The following is a 16,820-nucleotide window of genomic DNA, read 5'->3' as shown; positions in this document are numbered from 1 at the left end:
AATTACGCGCCCAGCGGCGACGTCGTTGCGGCTACGGCAAGCTTGTCCCAGGCGGGCGTCATTGCCTGGCGTACATCGGTATAAGCAGAAAAAAGCCGGTCGAACCGGTGGGCCTCGCTGGCATCCGGTGTTTCCGGATCTCCGAGCAGCGGCGTCACCCAGTCGGCAATGCAATCGTCCATGCTCGAATAGATGCCGACAGCCACCGCAGCCATCATCGCCACGCCGGCCGCCCCCGTCTCCTCGCGGCGCGACTGGCGGATCGGTGCGTTGACGGCGGCCGAAAGTGAACGGCGAAGGGCGACGGAGCGTGTTGCGCCGCCGGTGACCCGCAGCTCCTCTGGCATCGCGCCCATCGCCGCGTAGCAGTCGCGGGTCGCAAGCCCCAACCCTTCGATCACGCTGCGCAGCAGGTCGGGGAAACCGTGACGCATCGAAAGCCCGGTGAAGCCCGCGCGCGCATTGGCGTTGACGAAAGGCCCACGTTCGCCCGCTTCGGAAATGTAGGGATGGTAAAGCACCGACCCCGGTCGGCTTTCTGCAAACCAGCCGTCGATGCGTGCAATGAGGTCTGCGTGCGAAGCAGGCTTGCCTGCCTCGGCCATCAGATAGGCGGCGACATTAAGGATCCAGTCGATGTTGATCGTGGCGCCCATATTGGTCTGGACCTGGGTGACGATGCCGGGAATGGGCAGGGCGATCACATAGCCGGTGCCCTCGCGATTGAGCTGAACGTCGGCAACGGCCTTGGCGCGCAAGTGCACCCCGGTCGAGCCGATCGTCGAGCAGGCGGCGTTGCGAGCGCCGCTGCGCACGCCTGCACCAAGCGCCGTCATCACCATGTCGACATAGCCGAGGCAGACCGGCGTTCCGGCAAGAAGACCGCAGGCCTTAGCCGCCTCCGATGTCAGCGGGTGGCTGATCTCGCTGCCGTCGATGATTTCGGGCAGGAGCCCGCGTCTGTGCTCAAGGCCGAGCGCGTCGATCACCACGGCATCATACTGGCGTGTTCTGAAATTGCCAAAGGTGAAACTCGCCTCCGATGGATCGGTTGCCCGCACGCCTGTGAGGTTGAGATAGAGCCAGTCCTTGCAGTGCAGCGCCGTCTCCGCCCGATCGAGAAGGTCCGGCGTGAAGCGGTCCATATGGGCGAGTTGCGCACCCTGCTGGCAAGTGTTGAGGCCGGTGCCCGTCGTCTCGAAGCGGGCACGATTCTGCGTTCCGCCCGCGAGCGACGTCACCGTCGGCGCGGCGCGCGCGTCGAGCCACAGCCAGGCATCGGCAACCGGCCTATTGGCTCGGCCGACGAGCCAGGTGCCGTCGCCCTGTCCGGTGACGGCGATGGCTGCGGTGCGTGACGCAAGATCAGGGACTTTTTCGCCGAGACCACGCAACGCGCTGGCGCAATCGAGCCAGGTCTGATCCAGCGACTGCGTTGCCGAACCATCGTCTCCTGTGGCATATCGGTTTCGAACGGAGGCCGTAGCAATCTGGCGCCCGGACAGATCGAAGGCGACAGCCTTGATGACCGAGGTGCCGGCATCTATGCCAATGATGATCTTCTGGGTCGATGTCATTGCAGGCCTATCTCGCCATCCTAGCAAGCGTCGCGGCGGGCAATACGCGCATCAAATCCATCTGAAGTCCTCCCGATCCCTAAACTCTCTGGGATGATGCATCCGGCTGCCAACTTCGGTTTTTAATCCCAGATCGCGCGAGCAGCCGAAACCTCCCTAAGTTCGCTTAAAAAGATAACATAAAGATACCATAATGCTAGTAAGATTTTTCTAGCGATGTAATTTTTTTCATCTAAAATAGACGGGTACGGAAGTTACATCTGTGCCGCCCAGCGATTTCCGTGCGGCATCGAAAACGGTAGCGTCCGCAATGCTTAACGTGCAAAATATCGATTTTAAAACATATATATACCGCCATAATGCGATCGAATGACATGCGTGAAGCTGTTAGCATTTGCTGCCCTTTTTCGCTGCAGCGCAGCGTGATAAACAAGATGTGAGACCCTGCATTTTAATCGACATATCTTGAAAGTGCCGTTGACAGCTCGCAAAATTTATAACATCATTTACGGCATAAGTAACATACTTCTATCACGGAAGCGCGCTTCCTGATGGAGAATTTGCAGGCCCAGGCGGTTGGAGGAGACGACCGCCGGTCTTGTTGAGGAGGCTTCCAATGCGAATTTTCGTCCAGAGTTGCGCTCTTGCGGGTGGCCCGCCGGCTTCTGTTCCGGTGCGACGCAATGCTTCAGCCCGCCTGCGATCATCGTCGCGCTAACCCTCTCCATCTCGCCATTCCAAGCCAAGGCTGTCCGGACATGAGTACATCGCCCGATTATCCAGCATCAAAGCCGAGCAGCGGCAATCGCGGGCTCCTTGTCAGCGCGGCGTTGGCGGTCATCGTCGTAGCAGCGATCGCGTTCGATACGACGGTCGTCAGGATTGGTTCCGAAAACGATGTCCGGCAGCAGGCATTCTCTCCGGAAACCTTCGGCGCCGAGCAGTTCCCGAAGATCAAGGCAAATGTCGAGGAACGGGCGATTGCAGCCGCCGATCTCGCGGCCGCCATTGCCGCCGACAAGAAGGCGGCGGCCGAGAAATACGGCACTGCGACGAGCACCGGACCGGTCATTCCCGTCACGCTGACCGGCGTTTTCGGCGCCCGCAAGTCGAACACCAACGAAATGAAGATCGATGGGTTGCCTCCCGAGACGGTGGTCCGTGTCCAGACCGGCCCTGCGGTCAACGGCACGGACCTCCGCGATGCAACCGGCACCATCGAATTCGGCCAGTTTACCAACCAGATCCAGTATCAGGATGCCGGCTCGGCCATCAATAACGAGATGAAGAAGGCGGTTTTCGCGGGCCTGGATGCTGATGCGCTGGACGGAAAGCAGGCGACCGTGGTCGGCGTTTTCAAGCTCATCAACCCGAAGAACTGGCTCGTCACGCCGGTGAAGGTCGAGCTCAAATGAACCGGCCGCAACGCAGCAACGGGGCGAAAGGCGAGGTCGTCCTCGCTGCCCGCAATATCGCAAAATCCTACGGCAACGTTCATGCCCTGAAGGGAGTGAACTTCGACATCCATCGCGGCCAGGTCACAACGCTGTTCGGGGAAAACGGCGCGGGCAAGTCGACCTTGATGAAGATCCTTTCGGGTGTGGTGCAGCCAAGCTCCGGCGAGATCATTCTCGACGGCTCGCCGATCAGCTTTAGTTCGTCCACACATGCGCGCGAGTGCGGGATCTCCATCATTCACCAGGAGCTCAGCCTGGCCCCCAATCTCAGTGTGCGCGACAATATTTTCATGGGCCGGGAGATCATCAAGGGCGGTGTCGTCGACTTCGCTGAAGAGGCGCGTCAGACCCGCGCGCTGATGGAGGAACTCGAGGAAGACATCGATCCGCTGACGCGCGTCGAGGATCTTCGCCTCGGCCAGCAGCAGATCGTCGAAATTGCCCGGGCCCTCTCGGTCAATTCGCGCATCCTGATCATGGACGAGCCGACCTCGGCGCTGAGCGCGACCGAGGTGGAAGTGCTCTTCAAGGTCATCCACGATCTGACGAGCCGAGGCGTGTCGATCGTCTACATCTCGCATCATCTGGAAGAGGCGTTGCAGATCACCAATCATGCCGTCGTTCTGCGCGACGGAAACATGACGGCCTATGCCGAACGCAAGGATATCGATCTCGAGTGGATCGTCCGCAACATGGTCGGCGAGAATTTCGACCTCGGCAGCCCGCCGGAAGGTCACCCGTTCGGAAACGTGTCGCTTTCCATCGAAAATCTCAGTGTCCCCGGTCCCTCCGGCGCCGCCTATAATGCAGTCGATCGTCTGTCTCTCAAGGTGCGTGCCGGCGAGATCGTCTGCATCTACGGGCTGATGGGCGCCGGGCGCACGGAACTGCTCGAGTGCGTTGCCGGACGTCTGCGCGCAAGCGGCGGACAGGTTCTGCTCGAAGGACAGGACGTCAGTGGGCTCAGCATCGCCGGGCGCATTGCCAGCGGTCTCGTGCTCGTGCCCGAAGATCGCCAGCGCGACGGTCTCGTCCAGACGATGACGGTCGGCTCCAATCTGTCGCTTGCGAGTATCCGCGCCTTCACCAAAGGGTTTTTCACCTCCGGCCATCGGGAGCGCGATCTCGTCAATGACGCGATCCGGCGGGTGCATGTGAAAACCGATGGCGGCGCGGCTTCGATCGGCTCGCTCTCCGGCGGCAACCAGCAGAAGGTCGTCATCGGCAAGATGCTGGCAACCCAGCCGAAAGTCATCCTGCTCGATGAGCCAAGCCGCGGCATCGACATCGGCGCCAAGGCGGAAGTATTCAAGTTGCTCGCGGAGCGCGCCAAGCAGGGATTGGCGGTCATCTATTCGACGTCCGAAGTCAATGAATGCCTGAGCATCGCGCACCGCATCATCGTCATGCATCGCGGCAGGATATCGGCCGAGTTCGGCTCGGATGTCACCAAGGAAAAGATCATGGCCGCCTCCGGCGAAGCCGTGGTCGCGCACTAGCCTGAGTATGGAGCACTGATTATGTCAGTCACGAACGTCACCGAAAAGAAATCAGTTTCCAGCGGGCCGAAGCGCAATACCAATATCGTGCGTCTCATCCTGGAGGGCCGGGCCTTCTTCGCGCTGATCGTCATCATCGCGGTCTTCTCATTCCTGTCGCCCTATTACTTCACTCTGAACAACTTCCTGATCATGGCGTCGCACGTCGCGATCTTCGGCATTCTGGCGATCGGCATGCTGCTCGTCATCCTGAATGGCGGCATCGACCTTTCGGTCGGCTCGACGCTTGGGCTTGCAGGCTGCATTGCCGGTTTCCTGATGCAGGGCGTCACGCTCACCTATTTCGGCGTCATCCTCTATCCGCCGGTCTGGGCCGTCGTCGTCATCACATGTGCGCTCGGTGCGCTGGTCGGTGCAGTCAACGGCGTGCTGATCGCCTATCTCAAGGTGCCGGCCTTCGTCGCCTCGCTCGGCGTGCTCTACGTCGCCCGCGGTATCGCGCTCTTGATGACCAACGGCCTGACCTACAACAATCTCGGCGGCCGTCCGGAACTCGGCAATACCGGCTTCGACTGGCTCGGCTTCAACCGGCTCGCAGGCATTCCGATCGGGGTCATCGTGCTTGCGGTTCTCGCCATCATTTGCGGCATCGTGCTGAGCCGCACCGCCTTCGGCCGCTGGCTCTACGCCTCTGGTGGTAACGAGCGGGCCGCCGACCTCTCCGGCGTCCCGGTCAAGCGCGTGAAGATCATCGTCTATGTGCTTTCGGGCGTCTGTGCCGCAATCGCCGGCCTAGTCCTCTCCTCGCAGCTGACCTCGGCCGGTCCGACGGCAGGCACAACCTACGAGCTGACGGCAATCGCAGCCGTGGTCATCGGCGGAGCGGCGCTGACCGGCGGCCGCGGTACGGTTCGCGGCACCATGCTCGGCGCCTTCGTCATCGGCTTCCTTTCGGACGGCCTCGTGATCATCGGCGTCTCGGCCTACTGGCAGACAGTATTCACCGGCGCTGTGATCGTTCTCGCCGTCCTCATGAACAGCATTCAATACGGCCGCCGGGTCAAATCGTCCTGACGGCTGAGACCGAAACTTATCCACGACGGCAGGCTGGAGTCCAGAAAGCCGATTGGGGAAAGCAACGCCGGATCACCGGCAATAACTGAGCTCACGAATGGGAGAGAGACTATGTTTAAGAAAGGCATGCGCATACTTCTGGCCGCCGCGGCCGTAGCACCGCTTCTTGCAAGCTCGGCTTGGGCAGCGGGCATGATGACGATCATCGTCAACGATCCGTCGAATCCTTATTGGCTGACGGAAGGCAATGTCGCCAAGGCAACTGCCGAAAAGCTGGGCTACACGGCCTCGGTCAACGCCCACAAGGGTGACACCAATACCGAAAGCAACCTGATCGATACGGCGATCACCAACAAGTCGGTGGCGATCATCCTCGACCCGGCAAACGCCGACGGTTCTGTCGGTGCGGTCAAGAAGGCCGTTGCTGCCGGCATCCCGGTCATCCTCGTCAACGCCGAAATCAACCAGGAAGGCCTGGCCAAGGCACAGCTTGTTTCCAACAACGCACAGGGCGCCGCTCTCGGCGCACAGCAATGGGTCGAAGCGATCGGCGACAAGGGCAACTATGCCGAACTCTTCGGCGCTCCCTCCGACAACAACGCGGCAACGCGGTCGAATGGCTACGAGACTGTCCTTTCGCAGTATCCGGATCTGAAGAAGGTCGCCAAGGAAGTTGCCAACTGGGACCGCACTCAGGGCCACAACAAGATGCAGTCCATGCTGCAGGCCAACCCGGATATCGTCGGCGTCATCTCGGGCAATGACGAAATGGCGCTCGGTGCGATCGCCGCACTCAAGGAAGCCGGCAAGCTCGCCAATGTGAAGGTCGGCGGCTTCGACGGTTCGCCGGATGCGGTTGCGGCCATCAAGGCGGGCGAACTCCAATACACCGTCCTCCAACCGGTTGCCGTCTTCTCCGAAGAAGCCGTCAAACAGGCCGACAATCTGATCAAGACAGGTAACACGGGTGCCAAGAGCGAAAAGCAGCTCTTCGATTGCCTGTTGATCACCAAGGACAACATCGACAAGTACACCGGTCCGTTCGTTCTGGCGCAGTAAACGGTAAAAGGGCGCTCGCAAGAGCGCCCTCATTTCATGCTGGAAGCGATGGCCGACGGCCCAACCGCCGGTTGCGCTTCGCCTTTTTGCCTTGGCGCGGCAATCACTGTACGAAGCTGGGATCCATAATTCAGCGACAGGGGTGACCCGTGACACAGAAGACCAGCCGGGACGACGATCTGTTGGACCAGCTCACCAGCGACAGCCGGCAGACGCGCCAGATCGCGCGCCGCCGCATGATTGCAGAGGCCGTGATGGGTGAAGGCTCGATGCGGATTGAAGACCTGACCGACCGCTTTGGGATCAGCCTGATGACGGCTCACCGCGACGTCGATGAACTCGTCAGCCGCGGCCTCTTCAGGAAGACGCGCGGTATCGTCACTGCGGCGGCGACCAATCTCATCGAATCCAGCGACGTCTATCGCTCGAACCGTCAGTCCGCCGAAAAGAAGCTGATTGCCGAGGCGGCAATGCAGTTCGTCGAACCGGGACAGGCGATCTTTTTCGATGACTCGACCACGGTTCTTCAGATGGCGGCACATCTGCCTTCGAAGGCGCCGGTCACCGCAATTACCAATTCCCTGACGCTGATGAATGCGCTGACGGGCCTGCACGACGTGACGCTGCTCGCCCTCGGCGGCCAGTATTACAATTGGTGCAACGCCTTCATGGGTCGCATGACCATCAACGAGATCAACGCTCTCAGGGCAGATGTCGCGTTCATCTCGATGTCGGCGATCAGCGATGGCACGGTGCTGCACCAGTCTCCTGAAACAGTCGATACCAAGCGCGCCATGTTCGACTGTTCCGTAAAACGCATCCTGCTTGCCGATCATACCAAGTTCGAACGGCGCGCACTCCACAGTTTCGCAGCACTGGATGAGTTCGACGTCGTTATCGTCGACGACAAGACCCAGCCGGTGCACATAGACCGTATGCGGTCCAGAGATATCAACGTGGTCATCGCCAGGGGCGCCGGAGGGCGCTCCTGACGGCGCCGGCCGTTGCCCCTCATGAGGTAAATTTAAATGCCGACACTGCTCGGGATCGATAGTGGTTTGACAGTCACCAAGGCGGTCATCTTCGATATCGACGGCACGCCGCTTGCAGCCGCGCGTCGCCGTGTCACGCAGTTCATTCCGAAGGCCCGCCATATCGAGCGCGACATGGATGAATTATGGAGCGCGACGGCCGATGCCATCCGCGAGGCGATTTCGCTCAGCGGGCGGCCAGCAAGCGACATAGAGGGCATTGCCGCTACCGCGCACGGAGACGGTATCTACCTGCTCGATCACGCCCAACAGCCGCTCGGCCGGGCCATTCTCTCGCTGGACAGCCGGGCAGGGGCGATCGTCGACCGGTGGACGCAGAGCGATGTCGCCGACCTGGCGATCGAGCTGACGGGACAGATCCCGCACGTCTCCGCGCCATCGGCATTGCTTGCCTGGATCCGCGAAATGGAGCCTGAGCGCTACAAGCGCATCGGCCATTTCTGCAGCTGCAAGGACTGGCTGCGGTTCTGCCTGACCGGGATCATCGGTACGGACCGCACCGAAGCGAGTACCTCCTTCACCAATGTCAAAACGCAGAACTACAGTGAGGATGCCCTGCAGCTGTTTGGCTTACAGGATCTCGTCCACGCCCTGCCGCCAGCCTCGCGCTCCGACCAGATCGTTGGACGCGTGACTCGTGAAGCCGCGCAGCTGACGGGCCTTGCCGAAGGAACGCCTGTCGTTGCCGGTCTGCACGACGTCACGGCCTCGGCGCTCGGGGCAGGGGGTTATGCCAAGGGCGTTGTCGCGGTCATTGCCGGGACCTATTCGATCAACGAGACGCTTTCGTCGGAACCGCGTGTCGACCGACGCTGGTTCTGCCGCAACGGGATTGCGCCCGGCATCTGGAACAGCATGTCGATCTCCCCTGCGTCGACAGCCAATTACGACTGGTTTCTGGCCACGCTCTGCGCTGCCGAGCGAACGAATGGCGAGGTGCGAGGCAACTCGATCCACGCCCTGCTGGCGCCCGAGATCGACGCCGCCTTCGAACGCCCCTCGACGGCGCTCTTCCATCCCTATCTGTTCGGCTCGCCTTATGGCGCAGCCGCCAGCGCCGGCTTCTTCGGGCTCGGTGGATGGCACGACCGCGGCGACATGCTGCGCGCCGTGCTTGAGGGCATCGCCTTCAATCATCGCATCCATGTCGATGCGCTTCGCGACGGCTTTGCCTTCGATCAGGCGCGGCTCGCCGGTGGCGTCTCGCGCAATCCTGCCGTCGTGCAGATGTTTGCCGATGTGCTTGGCATGCCGGTCACGGTAACCGAGACGGATGAGGCAGCCGCCTGGGGTGCTGCGCTTTGTGCCGGCTCGGGCGCCGGTATCTTTGCCGATCCGCAGAGCGATCCGCGCGACACGGCCTCCATCGCAAAGACTTGCCGGCCCGATGCGGCGCGCAGCGCGGATTATGAAAAGCGTTACCAGGTGTTCCGCGACATTGCCGACGCGATGATCTCCCTTTGGCCTAGGATTGCCGCGCTTGCGCCGGAGCAATCGGCAAACTGAAAAGACAAATGCCTGCTGCGGCGGGCGATTTAGGACGATGAGCATGACCCCCGATTTGCAGCAGCGCTTCTCGAACCTCGGCGAGAACGATATCGACGTTTTGATCATCGGGGCGGGCATCAACGGCGCCGGCCTGTTTCGCGACCTCTCGCTACAGGGTGTCAATTGCCTGATCGTCGACAAGGCCGACTTTGGCTCCGGCACGAGCGCCGCACCATCGCGGCTCATACACGGCGGCCTGAAATATCTGGAAACGGGCGAATTCGGACTGGTTGCGCAGTCGACGCTTGAGCGCAACCTCCTGCTCAAGAACGCGCCGCATTGCGTCGAACCGCTGCCGACCTTCATTCCGGTCTTTTCCTGGACGCGCGGCATCTGGGCAGCGATCCGGACGCTCTTCGGGTCGAAGACGGCGCCACGCAGCCGTGGTGCGGTTCTCATCAAGATCGGGCTTCGGCTCTACGATTTCTTCGGTTCGCGCGACCAGGTCATGCCGCGCCACCGGCTGATCCTGAAGAAACAGGCGCGCAGGGAGATGCCGCATATTACCCCCGCCATCGTCGCCGGCGGCATCTATTACGATGCCAAGATCAGTAGGCCGGAGCGGCTCGTCTATGAGCTCGTCAATGATGGTCTCGATACGAATGCGGGGAGCCTCGCGGCAAATTTCGCGACACTGGCTGCCGTTTCAGAAGGGCGTTTGACCTTCCGGCAGCCCGATGGTCGCGAGTTCAGCGTCGCTCCCAAGCTGGTCGTCAACGCGGCAGGTCCCTGGATCGATCAGGTCAACACTTTGCTCGGCGCTCCATCGCGGCTGATCGGCGGCACGAAGGGTTCCCATATCCTGCTTGACCATCCCGAATTGGTGCGAAGCCTCAACGGCCACATGATCTATTTCGAGGCCGACGACGGCCGCATCTGCCTGGTCTACGACTATCTCGGGTTGGCGCTGGTCGGGTCGACCGACATTCCGGCAGGTGATCCGGACAACGTCTCCTGCGAGGAGCCGGAAACTGAATATTTCCTCGAAAGCATCCGCTCGCTGCTGCCGACGCTCCGCTTCGATCGCGATCAGATCGTTTACAGCTATAGCGGCATCCGCCCGCTACCGGCATCGGATGCGACCGCACCGGGGCTGATCAGCCGCGACCACTCCGCGCCGGTGAAGGAACCCGAGGACGGCAGACCTTTTCCGGTCGTTTCGCTGGTCGGAGGCAAGTGGACGACGTTCCGCGGCTTTGCGGAAGAGGTTGCCGACACCGTTCTCTCCCGGCTGCAGCGCAGCCGCAGCCAGTCGACACGCTATCTGGCGATCGGCGGCGGCAAGGCCTTTCCGGCTGATGCTGAGCAGCGTAACGCCTGGATCAGCGATACCGCGGCGCGCGGCGGCGTCGCTGCCGAGCGTGCCGGCGAACTGCTCGGCCGCTACGGCACGACGGCTGTGGCCCTGCTTTCTTCCCCTTCAGGCTATTCCGACGAACAGCGCCTGACGGGTGCGCCGCGTTACAGTCTCCGGGAGATCGACTGGGTCGCCCGGAACGAACTCGTTATCCACCTGTCGGACATCGTGATGCGCCGCACGACGCTTGCGATCGAGGGTCGATTGACGCTGGAAGGCTTACGGGAAATCGCCGGCGTTGCCGAGGCGGCGCTCGGCTGGGATGGCGAACGGACGGCCAGCGAAATCCAGGACGTTGTCAGCCAGCTGAGCCGCTTCCACGGCCAAGCACTGACAGGCAAGCCTGCCGCCGCCGAGCCGGAAAAGGCACCCCGCCCGGCGTTGGGCTAGAGCGTTTCAGGAGAAAGCCGGATCGAGGGAACCGGATTTATAACGCTTCGCCATTTCCGAAACGGGAAGGGGCGTGATGCGGCCGGCCATGCCGGCAGTGCCGAACTGTTCGAAGCGCTCCTTGCAGAGCTTGGTCAGCGCCGTCATTGCCGGCTTCAGATATTTGCGCGGGTCGAACTCGCTTGGGTCCTCCTGCAGCACGCGGCGGATCTGACCGGTCATCGCCATTCTGCCATCGGTGTCGATATTGACCTTGCGCACGCCGTTCTTGATGCCGCGCTGGATTTCCTCGACCGGCACTCCCCATGTCGGCTTCATCTGGCCGCCATACTTGTTGATGATCTCCTGCAGCTCGATCGGGACCGAGGACGAGCCATGCATGACGAGATGCGTGTTCGGGAGCTTACGGTGAATTTCTTCGATGACGTTCATCGCCAGCACCGAACCGTCCGGCTTGCGGGTGAACTTGTAGGCGCCATGCGATGTGCCCATCGCGATGGCGAGCGCATCGACCTTGGTTTCGCGCACGAACTTCACGGCTTCGTCCGGATCGGTCAGCAGCTGGTCATGCGAAAGCTTGCCCTCGGCGCCGTGACCGTCCTCGGCCTCGCCCATGCCCGTCTCCAGCGAGCCGAGAACGCCGAGTTCTCCTTCCACCGAGATGCCGCCGAAATGCGCCATGTCCGTCACCATCTTGGTGACGCCGACATTATAGGCCCAGTCGGCAGGCGTCTTGGCGTCCGCCTTCAGCGAACCATCCATCATCACCGAGGTGAAGCCCGCCTGGATCGCCGTCATGCAGTTGGAGGGATCGTTGCCATGGTCGAGATGCACGCAGACCGGAATATGCGGATAGATTTCGACGACGGCATCCATCATATGCTTCAGCATGATGTCATGGGCGTAGGCGCGGGCTCCGCGCGACGCCTGCATGATAACCGGAGCATGACACGCGTCGGCGGCTTCCATAATGGCGAGCGCCTGCTCCATATTATTGATGTTGAAAGCGGGAACGCCGTAGCCTTCCTCCGCAGCATGGTCGAGCAGTTGCCTCAGCGTAATGCGTGCCATCCAAGATTCCCCCATATCGATGGTCGATCGAAACGCCGCCATCTCTTCGAAACTAGAGCCCGGACGTGAGCCGTTCAAGCGTCTTATTTTAATGGGCAAAATGGCATAGGAGGAGGAATGTAACAAGCATCAATAACAATATCACAAACAGCGTGATATTTCTCAAGAGTCATTTCGCATGCACGAGCCCAATGAAATTCAGTACCTGTGCTGAAGAGATGGGGCGTCATGCCCCTTGCCGGCCATGGCGAGAACTCTTCAGCCAGACACCCGTGCGGCCGCTGAATCCTGAATATCCGGCAAACCGGGTCAGATGAGACCGTATTGTTCCGCCTTGTTGCGCAGGAACGGCAGGCCCTTGTCCATGACCTCTTCCATATCGCGTGCGACGGGGCGCCAGACGGCCAAGCCATAGGCGACCTCGGGCGGCATGTTGATGAAGCTTTCCATCGCAAGTCCGCCCTTGAAGCCGATTGCGGCGAGCGCGGCATAGATCGCATCCCATGGAATGTTGCCGTAGCCCGGCGTGCCGCGGTCGCTTTCCGAAAGATGGATGTACTTCAGGTGATCGCGGGCGATCAGGATGCCGTTTGCCGCACCCTTCTCCTCGATATTCATGTGGTAGGTGTCGAGGTGAACGAAGATGTTGTCGGCGCCGACACGCTCCACCATGTCGACGGCCTGCTGCGCCGAATTGATCAGGTGGTTCTCATAGCGGTTCACCGCCTCGACGCCGAGTTGGATGCCATACTTCTTCGCATGCTTTGCCGCGACGTCGAGCACCTTGGCGATGTTGTCGTATTCGCCCTGCGTCGGTGGCACGCCGGTGCGCTCGCCGATGCCGCCAAAGATGACGCCAGACAGGGCCTCGGCATTCATTTCTGCGGTCTTTTCGATCGCGACCCTCAGGTGCTCGATCGCTGCATCCGGGCGGACGGAGGCCCAGGCATGCTCCGGCAGGCCGAGCGAGCAGACGGCGCGCAGCTTGTTCTTTTCAAGCAGGTCGCAGGTGTGTTTGGCATCGACGGCAGGCGCGTTGAGCAGCGCGATCTCGATGAAATCCATCTTGTAGTGCACGGCTCCGGCAATGGCCTTCTCGGCGCCTGCGCGGTCCCAGTTCATGGTCCACATGCTGGTGTGAACGCCGAAACCTTCCATGGTCGTATCTCCTATTTCACGATTTTGATGAACTTGGCCGACAGCCACCGCAGCACCATCACGACGATGAGCAGGATGCCCCAGACGGCAGTGGTGAGATGCTGGTTGGCGCCGAGCAGGTTGAGCCCCGAAGAGAGAAGCTGCAGCACGATGAGCGCCACGAAGACGGGCAGGACGCGGCCGAAGCCGCCGAAGGGATTGATGCCGCCGAGGAAGCAGGCGAGCACGGTGATCAGCAGATAGGATTCGCCGTGGCCGACGCGCACCGAATTGAAACGCGCAAGCATGATGATGCCGGCAACCGCAGCCATCACGCCGGAGAGCATGTAAACCAGCACCAGGACCTTGCGGGTGTTGATGCCGGAATAGCGGGCAGACTCGATATTGGAGCCGATCATGTAGGTGGAAAAGCCGAGCTTGGAGCGCGAGAGCAGGATATGGCTGGCGATTACACAGGCGATCAGGATCAGCAAGGGGACGGGGATGCCGAGGATGCTGCCGTGGCCGATCGGAGCGATGAAGGCGGGGAAGCCCGAGATATCGCCGCCGCGTGTCAGGAACTCGCCGAGGCCGCGTAGGAAGATCATCATCGACAGAGAAACGAGAATCGGATGGGCGCGGGTAAAGGCGATGACCAAGCCCATGACCAGGCCGCTTGCCGCGCCGACGGCAAGCGCCAAAGCCGAGCCGAGCAGGAAGGCGCCCGGACCGGCTTCGATGCCGCCATTGGCCTGCAGCGTCCAGGCGAGGGTCAGGCCGGCGATGTTGGCGGTGAAGGTGATCGCGAGGTTGAGGCCGCCGGTGAGGATCGGCATCAGCATGGCAAGCGTCAGGACGCCCAGCTCGGGAAGCTGAAAGGCGACCGATCCGAAGGTCGCGCCCGTTAGAAAATGCGGCGAGGCGAAACCGAAGACGACAAGCACGGCCGCCAGCGCGGCGAGGGGACCGGCCATGTCGGCCCCGAAGATGGCGTTGAAGCGGGCGGCGAGCGCGTTCATCAGCTCTCTCCCCTGTCTGCAGGCCTGCCGCCGGTCGATTTGCGGGTCGCAAACACCGGCACCAGATTGCCGATGCGGGCGCTCGACAGCGTGATCGCCACGAGGATGATCGCGCCGACGATCATCTTGAAGGCGAAGGGCGAGACGCCCATCAGGTTGAGGCCGTTCTGGGTGATCGAGACGAGCAGCACACCCAGCACGCAACCGAGCACCGAACCCTTGCCGCCGCCCAGCCGCGCGCCGCCGAGCACCACGGCAGCCAGGACATCGAGCTCGCGGCCATAAAGTGCGTTCGGCACGACCTCCTGCGCATAATGCGCCTGCATGAGCCCGGCGATGCCTGCCATCAACCCAAGCCAGCCGAAGGCGATGAATTGCATGGCGCCGATATTGATGCCGAAGCGGCGCGCGCCTTCCGGATTGTCGCCGAAGGCATAGAGCTGCCGGCCGGTCGTCGTGCGAGTAATGAAGAGCCAGGTGGCGAGCGTGCAGACGACCATGACGACAACCGGCAAGGTGATCTCGGCCCAGCTCCCATCGGCCATTTCGCGCTCGTAGATTATGACGCGGCTCGTCAGCCAGTCGGGCAGATCGTAGATCGACACGCCCTTGGTGAAGAACATCAGCAGGCCGAAATAGACGTTGAAGGTCGCGATGGTCGCGACGATCGAGATGATGCGGAAGCGGTGGATCAGGAAGGCGTTGATCACGCCGAGCACGATGCCGATACCGCCCGCAATCAGGAGACCGGATAGCCATCCGCCGCCGCCGATGCGCTCGAGCGCAAGTGCGGTGACATATTGTACGATCGAGGCGGCGACGGCGAAGGAGATGTCGATCCCGCCTGATATCAGCACCACGAGCAGGCCGACGGCGAAGATGATGTTGACCGCGCTGATATTGAGCAGGTCGAACCCATTGCCGAGCGTGAAGAAACGGTCGGTCGCAAAAGCGAGGACGATACTCATCGCGATGATGACCGCAAACAGCACGAATTCAGTCGTATGGGACAGGAACAGCTTACGCATAGACCGCCGCCTCCAGGTCCTTCAGTGTGGTCGCGCGCGGATCGTGCCAGCCGGCGATCCGGCCCTTCTCCATATGGATGATCCGATCGGCGTTGAAATAGACCTCCGGCACCTCATCTGAAATCAGGATGATCGCAAGCCCCGCCTCGGCGAGGCGGGCAACGATTTCGAAGATGCCGGCGCGCGCGCCAACATCGACGCCGACCGTGGGCGCATCGAGGATCAACACCTTGGGATCGGTGGCTAGCCATTTGGCGATCGCGACGCGCTGCTGGTTGCCGCCCGAAAGCGTCGAGATCGCATCGTCCTGCTTGCCGATCCTGATGCCGAGATCGGCGATCCAGCGCGCGACCAGCGAGCGCTTCTTTTCCGGCGAAATGAGCCGGCCACCCAGGATGCGGTTGAGCGAGGCCATGACCAGATTGTCGGCGATGGATTGCGGCTGATTGAGACCGAGCGAAAGGCGGTCTTCGGAGAGATAGGCGACGCCTGATGCGATCGCCTCGCGGTTGGAGGCAAAGCGCATTGCTCTCCCCTCTAGCACGATCGTGCCGGTGGCGGGCCGACGCATGCCGAACAGCGTCAGCGCAAGTTCGGTGCGCCCGGAGCCGAGCAGGCCGGTTACCCCGAGCGTCTCGCCACGGCGCAGATCGAAGGAAATATCCTCGAACTCGCCGGGCCGGGAAAGCTTGCCGACGGAGAGCAGGACCGGGTTCTGCGATACATTGCGGGCGCGAACGTTCTGGTCGAAGGTGCGTCCGGTCATCAGCTCGGTGATGTCAGACTGGGTCATGCCCTCCACCGGATAGACCCCGACCAGCGCGCCATCGCGCAGCACGGTGATGCGAGAGGAGATGTCCAGCACTTCCGCAAGACGATGGCTGACGAAGACCACGGCAACGCCCGAAGCCGACAGCGTGCGCACGATCGCCAGCAGATGATCGGTCTCCGACTGGGTGAGGGAGGCGGTCGGCTCGTCCATGAAGACGATCCGGGCCTCTCCGACCAGCGCGCGGGCAATGGCGACGATCTGGCGCTGAGCGATGGCGAAGTCCTTGAGGGGTCTGTCGACGTCGAGGGTGACGCCGAGCCGGACGAGCGCTTCCTCGGCTATTGCGCGGATCGCGGCATAATTGACGAAGCGCGGGCGTGAACCGGAAAGCGTCTGGAAGGCGATATTCTCAGCCACGCTCATTTCCGGAAAAAGCGCGAGATCCTGCCAGATGATCTGGATGCCGCGGGACTGGGCCATGGCAGGCGTCATGTGAGATATCGTCTCACCGTCGAAGACGATCTCGGCGCCGTCTGCGGGCCGATAGACGCCTGATATCACCTTGATCAACGTGCTCTTGCCGGATCCATTCTCGCCGGCCAGACAGTGCACTTCGCCGGGCAAGACTTCGAAGGAAACGTTTTTCAGCGCCTTCACACCGCCGAATGTCATGTTGATGCCGCGAAGCGAAAGAAGCGGCTGCGCCTTCACACCATCATCCGTTGCCGTGCTCATGCCGGTTGCCTGTCCAGTCGAATGCCATGAAAGATCAATGGTCCG

13 protein-coding genes are annotated in these 16,820 nt (G+C 61.5%); 7 read left to right on the top strand and 6 right to left on the bottom strand.

What is annotated here, in order from left to right; translation table 11 throughout:
* Positions 1-2 precede the first annotated feature (2 nt).
* Complete coding sequence (locus RL_RS33945) at positions 3-1,577, bottom strand: FGGY-family carbohydrate kinase (RefSeq protein WP_028742486.1); 1,575 nt, start codon at positions 1,575-1,577, stop codon at positions 3-5.
* Between the two features lie 758 nt (positions 1,578-2,335).
* Here RL_RS33945 and RL_RS33935 point away from each other — a divergent pair.
* The 7 genes from RL_RS33935 (at position 2,336) to RL_RS33905 (ending at position 11,013) form a co-directional block, all read left to right on the top strand.
* A complete protein-coding gene (locus tag RL_RS33935; protein WP_003550825.1) occupies positions 2,336-2,992 on the top strand; it encodes a DUF2291 domain-containing protein in 657 nt (218 codons plus the stop codon).
* Positions 2,989-4,533 carry a sugar ABC transporter ATP-binding protein gene (locus RL_RS33930; protein WP_011648985.1) on the top strand — a complete coding sequence of 515 codons (1,545 nt, stop codon included), beginning with the start codon at positions 2,989-2,991 and terminating at the stop codon, positions 4,531-4,533. Before RL_RS33935 ends, RL_RS33930 begins: the two co-directional genes overlap by 4 nt.
* A gap of 21 nt (positions 4,534-4,554) precedes the next feature.
* Positions 4,555-5,607, top strand: coding sequence for an ABC transporter permease (locus tag RL_RS33925; RefSeq protein ID WP_011648984.1), 1,053 nt, complete (start codon positions 4,555-4,557; stop codon positions 5,605-5,607).
* A 111-nt stretch (positions 5,608-5,718) separates the two neighbouring features.
* On the top strand, positions 5,719-6,666 hold the full coding sequence (locus RL_RS33920; RefSeq protein WP_003550839.1) for a D-ribose ABC transporter substrate-binding protein: 948 nt from the start codon (positions 5,719-5,721) through the stop codon (positions 6,664-6,666).
* A gap of 149 nt (positions 6,667-6,815) precedes the next feature.
* Entirely contained in the window at positions 6,816-7,658 is an 843-nt protein-coding gene (locus RL_RS33915; protein WP_003550840.1) for a DeoR/GlpR family DNA-binding transcription regulator, read from the top strand.
* 36 nt (positions 7,659-7,694) lie between these two features.
* Positions 7,695-9,224 (top strand): FGGY-family carbohydrate kinase, encoded by a 1,530-nt coding sequence (locus tag RL_RS33910; protein ID WP_011648983.1) that lies wholly within the window; start codon positions 7,695-7,697, stop codon positions 9,222-9,224.
* A 37-nt stretch (positions 9,225-9,261) separates the two neighbouring features.
* Positions 9,262-11,013, top strand: coding sequence for a glycerol-3-phosphate dehydrogenase/oxidase (locus RL_RS33905; protein WP_011648982.1), 1,752 nt, complete (start codon positions 9,262-9,264; stop codon positions 11,011-11,013).
* Between the two features lie 6 nt (positions 11,014-11,019).
* On the opposite strand, the gene fba is transcribed toward RL_RS33905, so the two are convergent.
* The 5 genes from fba to RL_RS33880 all read right to left on the bottom strand — a co-directional run bounded on the left by fba (position 11,020) and on the right by RL_RS33880 (position 16,775).
* The gene (gene fba, locus RL_RS33900; RefSeq protein WP_011648981.1) at positions 11,020-12,084 is read right to left on the bottom strand and encodes a class II fructose-bisphosphate aldolase; all 1,065 of its coding nucleotides are present in this window, start codon (positions 12,082-12,084) and stop codon (positions 11,020-11,022) included.
* A gap of 309 nt (positions 12,085-12,393) precedes the next feature.
* Positions 12,394-13,242 (bottom strand): sugar phosphate isomerase/epimerase family protein, encoded by an 849-nt coding sequence (locus RL_RS33895; RefSeq protein ID WP_011648980.1) that lies wholly within the window; start codon positions 13,240-13,242, stop codon positions 12,394-12,396.
* A gap of 11 nt (positions 13,243-13,253) precedes the next feature.
* The gene (locus RL_RS33890) at positions 13,254-14,240 is read right to left on the bottom strand and encodes an ABC transporter permease (protein WP_011648979.1); all 987 of its coding nucleotides are present in this window, start codon (positions 14,238-14,240) and stop codon (positions 13,254-13,256) included.
* On the bottom strand, positions 14,240-15,268 hold the full coding sequence (locus RL_RS33885) for an ABC transporter permease (RefSeq protein WP_011648978.1): 1,029 nt from the start codon (positions 15,266-15,268) through the stop codon (positions 14,240-14,242). Before RL_RS33885 ends, RL_RS33890 begins: the two co-directional genes overlap by 1 nt.
* Complete coding sequence (locus RL_RS33880; protein WP_011648977.1) at positions 15,261-16,775, bottom strand: sugar ABC transporter ATP-binding protein; 1,515 nt, start codon at positions 16,773-16,775, stop codon at positions 15,261-15,263. Before RL_RS33880 ends, RL_RS33885 begins: the two co-directional genes overlap by 8 nt.
* Positions 16,776-16,820 lie beyond the last annotated feature (45 nt).

Source organism: Rhizobium johnstonii 3841 (assembly GCF_000009265.1).
Taxonomy (GTDB): Bacteria; Pseudomonadota; Alphaproteobacteria; order Rhizobiales; family Rhizobiaceae; genus Rhizobium; species Rhizobium acaciae.
The sequence above is the reverse complement of the archived record's forward strand: the minus strand, read 5'-3'. Positions and strand labels throughout refer to the sequence as shown.

Bases quoted from the DNA above. Each gene is read 5' to 3' on its own strand.
- fba (WP_011648981.1), bottom strand. From the start codon at position 12,084: ATGGCACGCATTACGCTGAGGCAACTGCTCGACCATGCTGCGGAGGAA.
- RL_RS33920 (WP_003550839.1), top strand. From the start codon at position 5,719: ATGTTTAAGAAAGGCATGCGCATACTTCTGGCCGCCGCGGCCGTAGCA.
- RL_RS33930 (WP_011648985.1), top strand. From the start codon at position 2,989: ATGAACCGGCCGCAACGCAGCAACGGGGCGAAAGGCGAGGTCGTCCTC.
- RL_RS33935 (WP_003550825.1), top strand. From the start codon at position 2,336: ATGAGTACATCGCCCGATTATCCAGCATCAAAGCCGAGCAGCGGCAAT.
- RL_RS33885 (WP_011648978.1), bottom strand. From the start codon at position 15,268: ATGCGTAAGCTGTTCCTGTCCCATACGACTGAATTCGTGCTGTTTGCG.
- RL_RS33905 (WP_011648982.1), top strand. From the start codon at position 9,262: ATGAGCATGACCCCCGATTTGCAGCAGCGCTTCTCGAACCTCGGCGAG.
- RL_RS33895 (WP_011648980.1), bottom strand. From the start codon at position 13,242: ATGGAAGGTTTCGGCGTTCACACCAGCATGTGGACCATGAACTGGGAC.
- RL_RS33910 (WP_011648983.1), top strand. From the start codon at position 7,695: ATGCCGACACTGCTCGGGATCGATAGTGGTTTGACAGTCACCAAGGCG.
- RL_RS33890 (WP_011648979.1), bottom strand. From the start codon at position 14,240: ATGAACGCGCTCGCCGCCCGCTTCAACGCCATCTTCGGGGCCGACATG.
- RL_RS33945 (WP_028742486.1), bottom strand. From the start codon at position 1,577: ATGACATCGACCCAGAAGATCATCATTGGCATAGATGCCGGCACCTCG.
- RL_RS33880 (WP_011648977.1), bottom strand. From the start codon at position 16,775: ATGAGCACGGCAACGGATGATGGTGTGAAGGCGCAGCCGCTTCTTTCG.
- RL_RS33925 (WP_011648984.1), top strand. From the start codon at position 4,555: ATGTCAGTCACGAACGTCACCGAAAAGAAATCAGTTTCCAGCGGGCCG.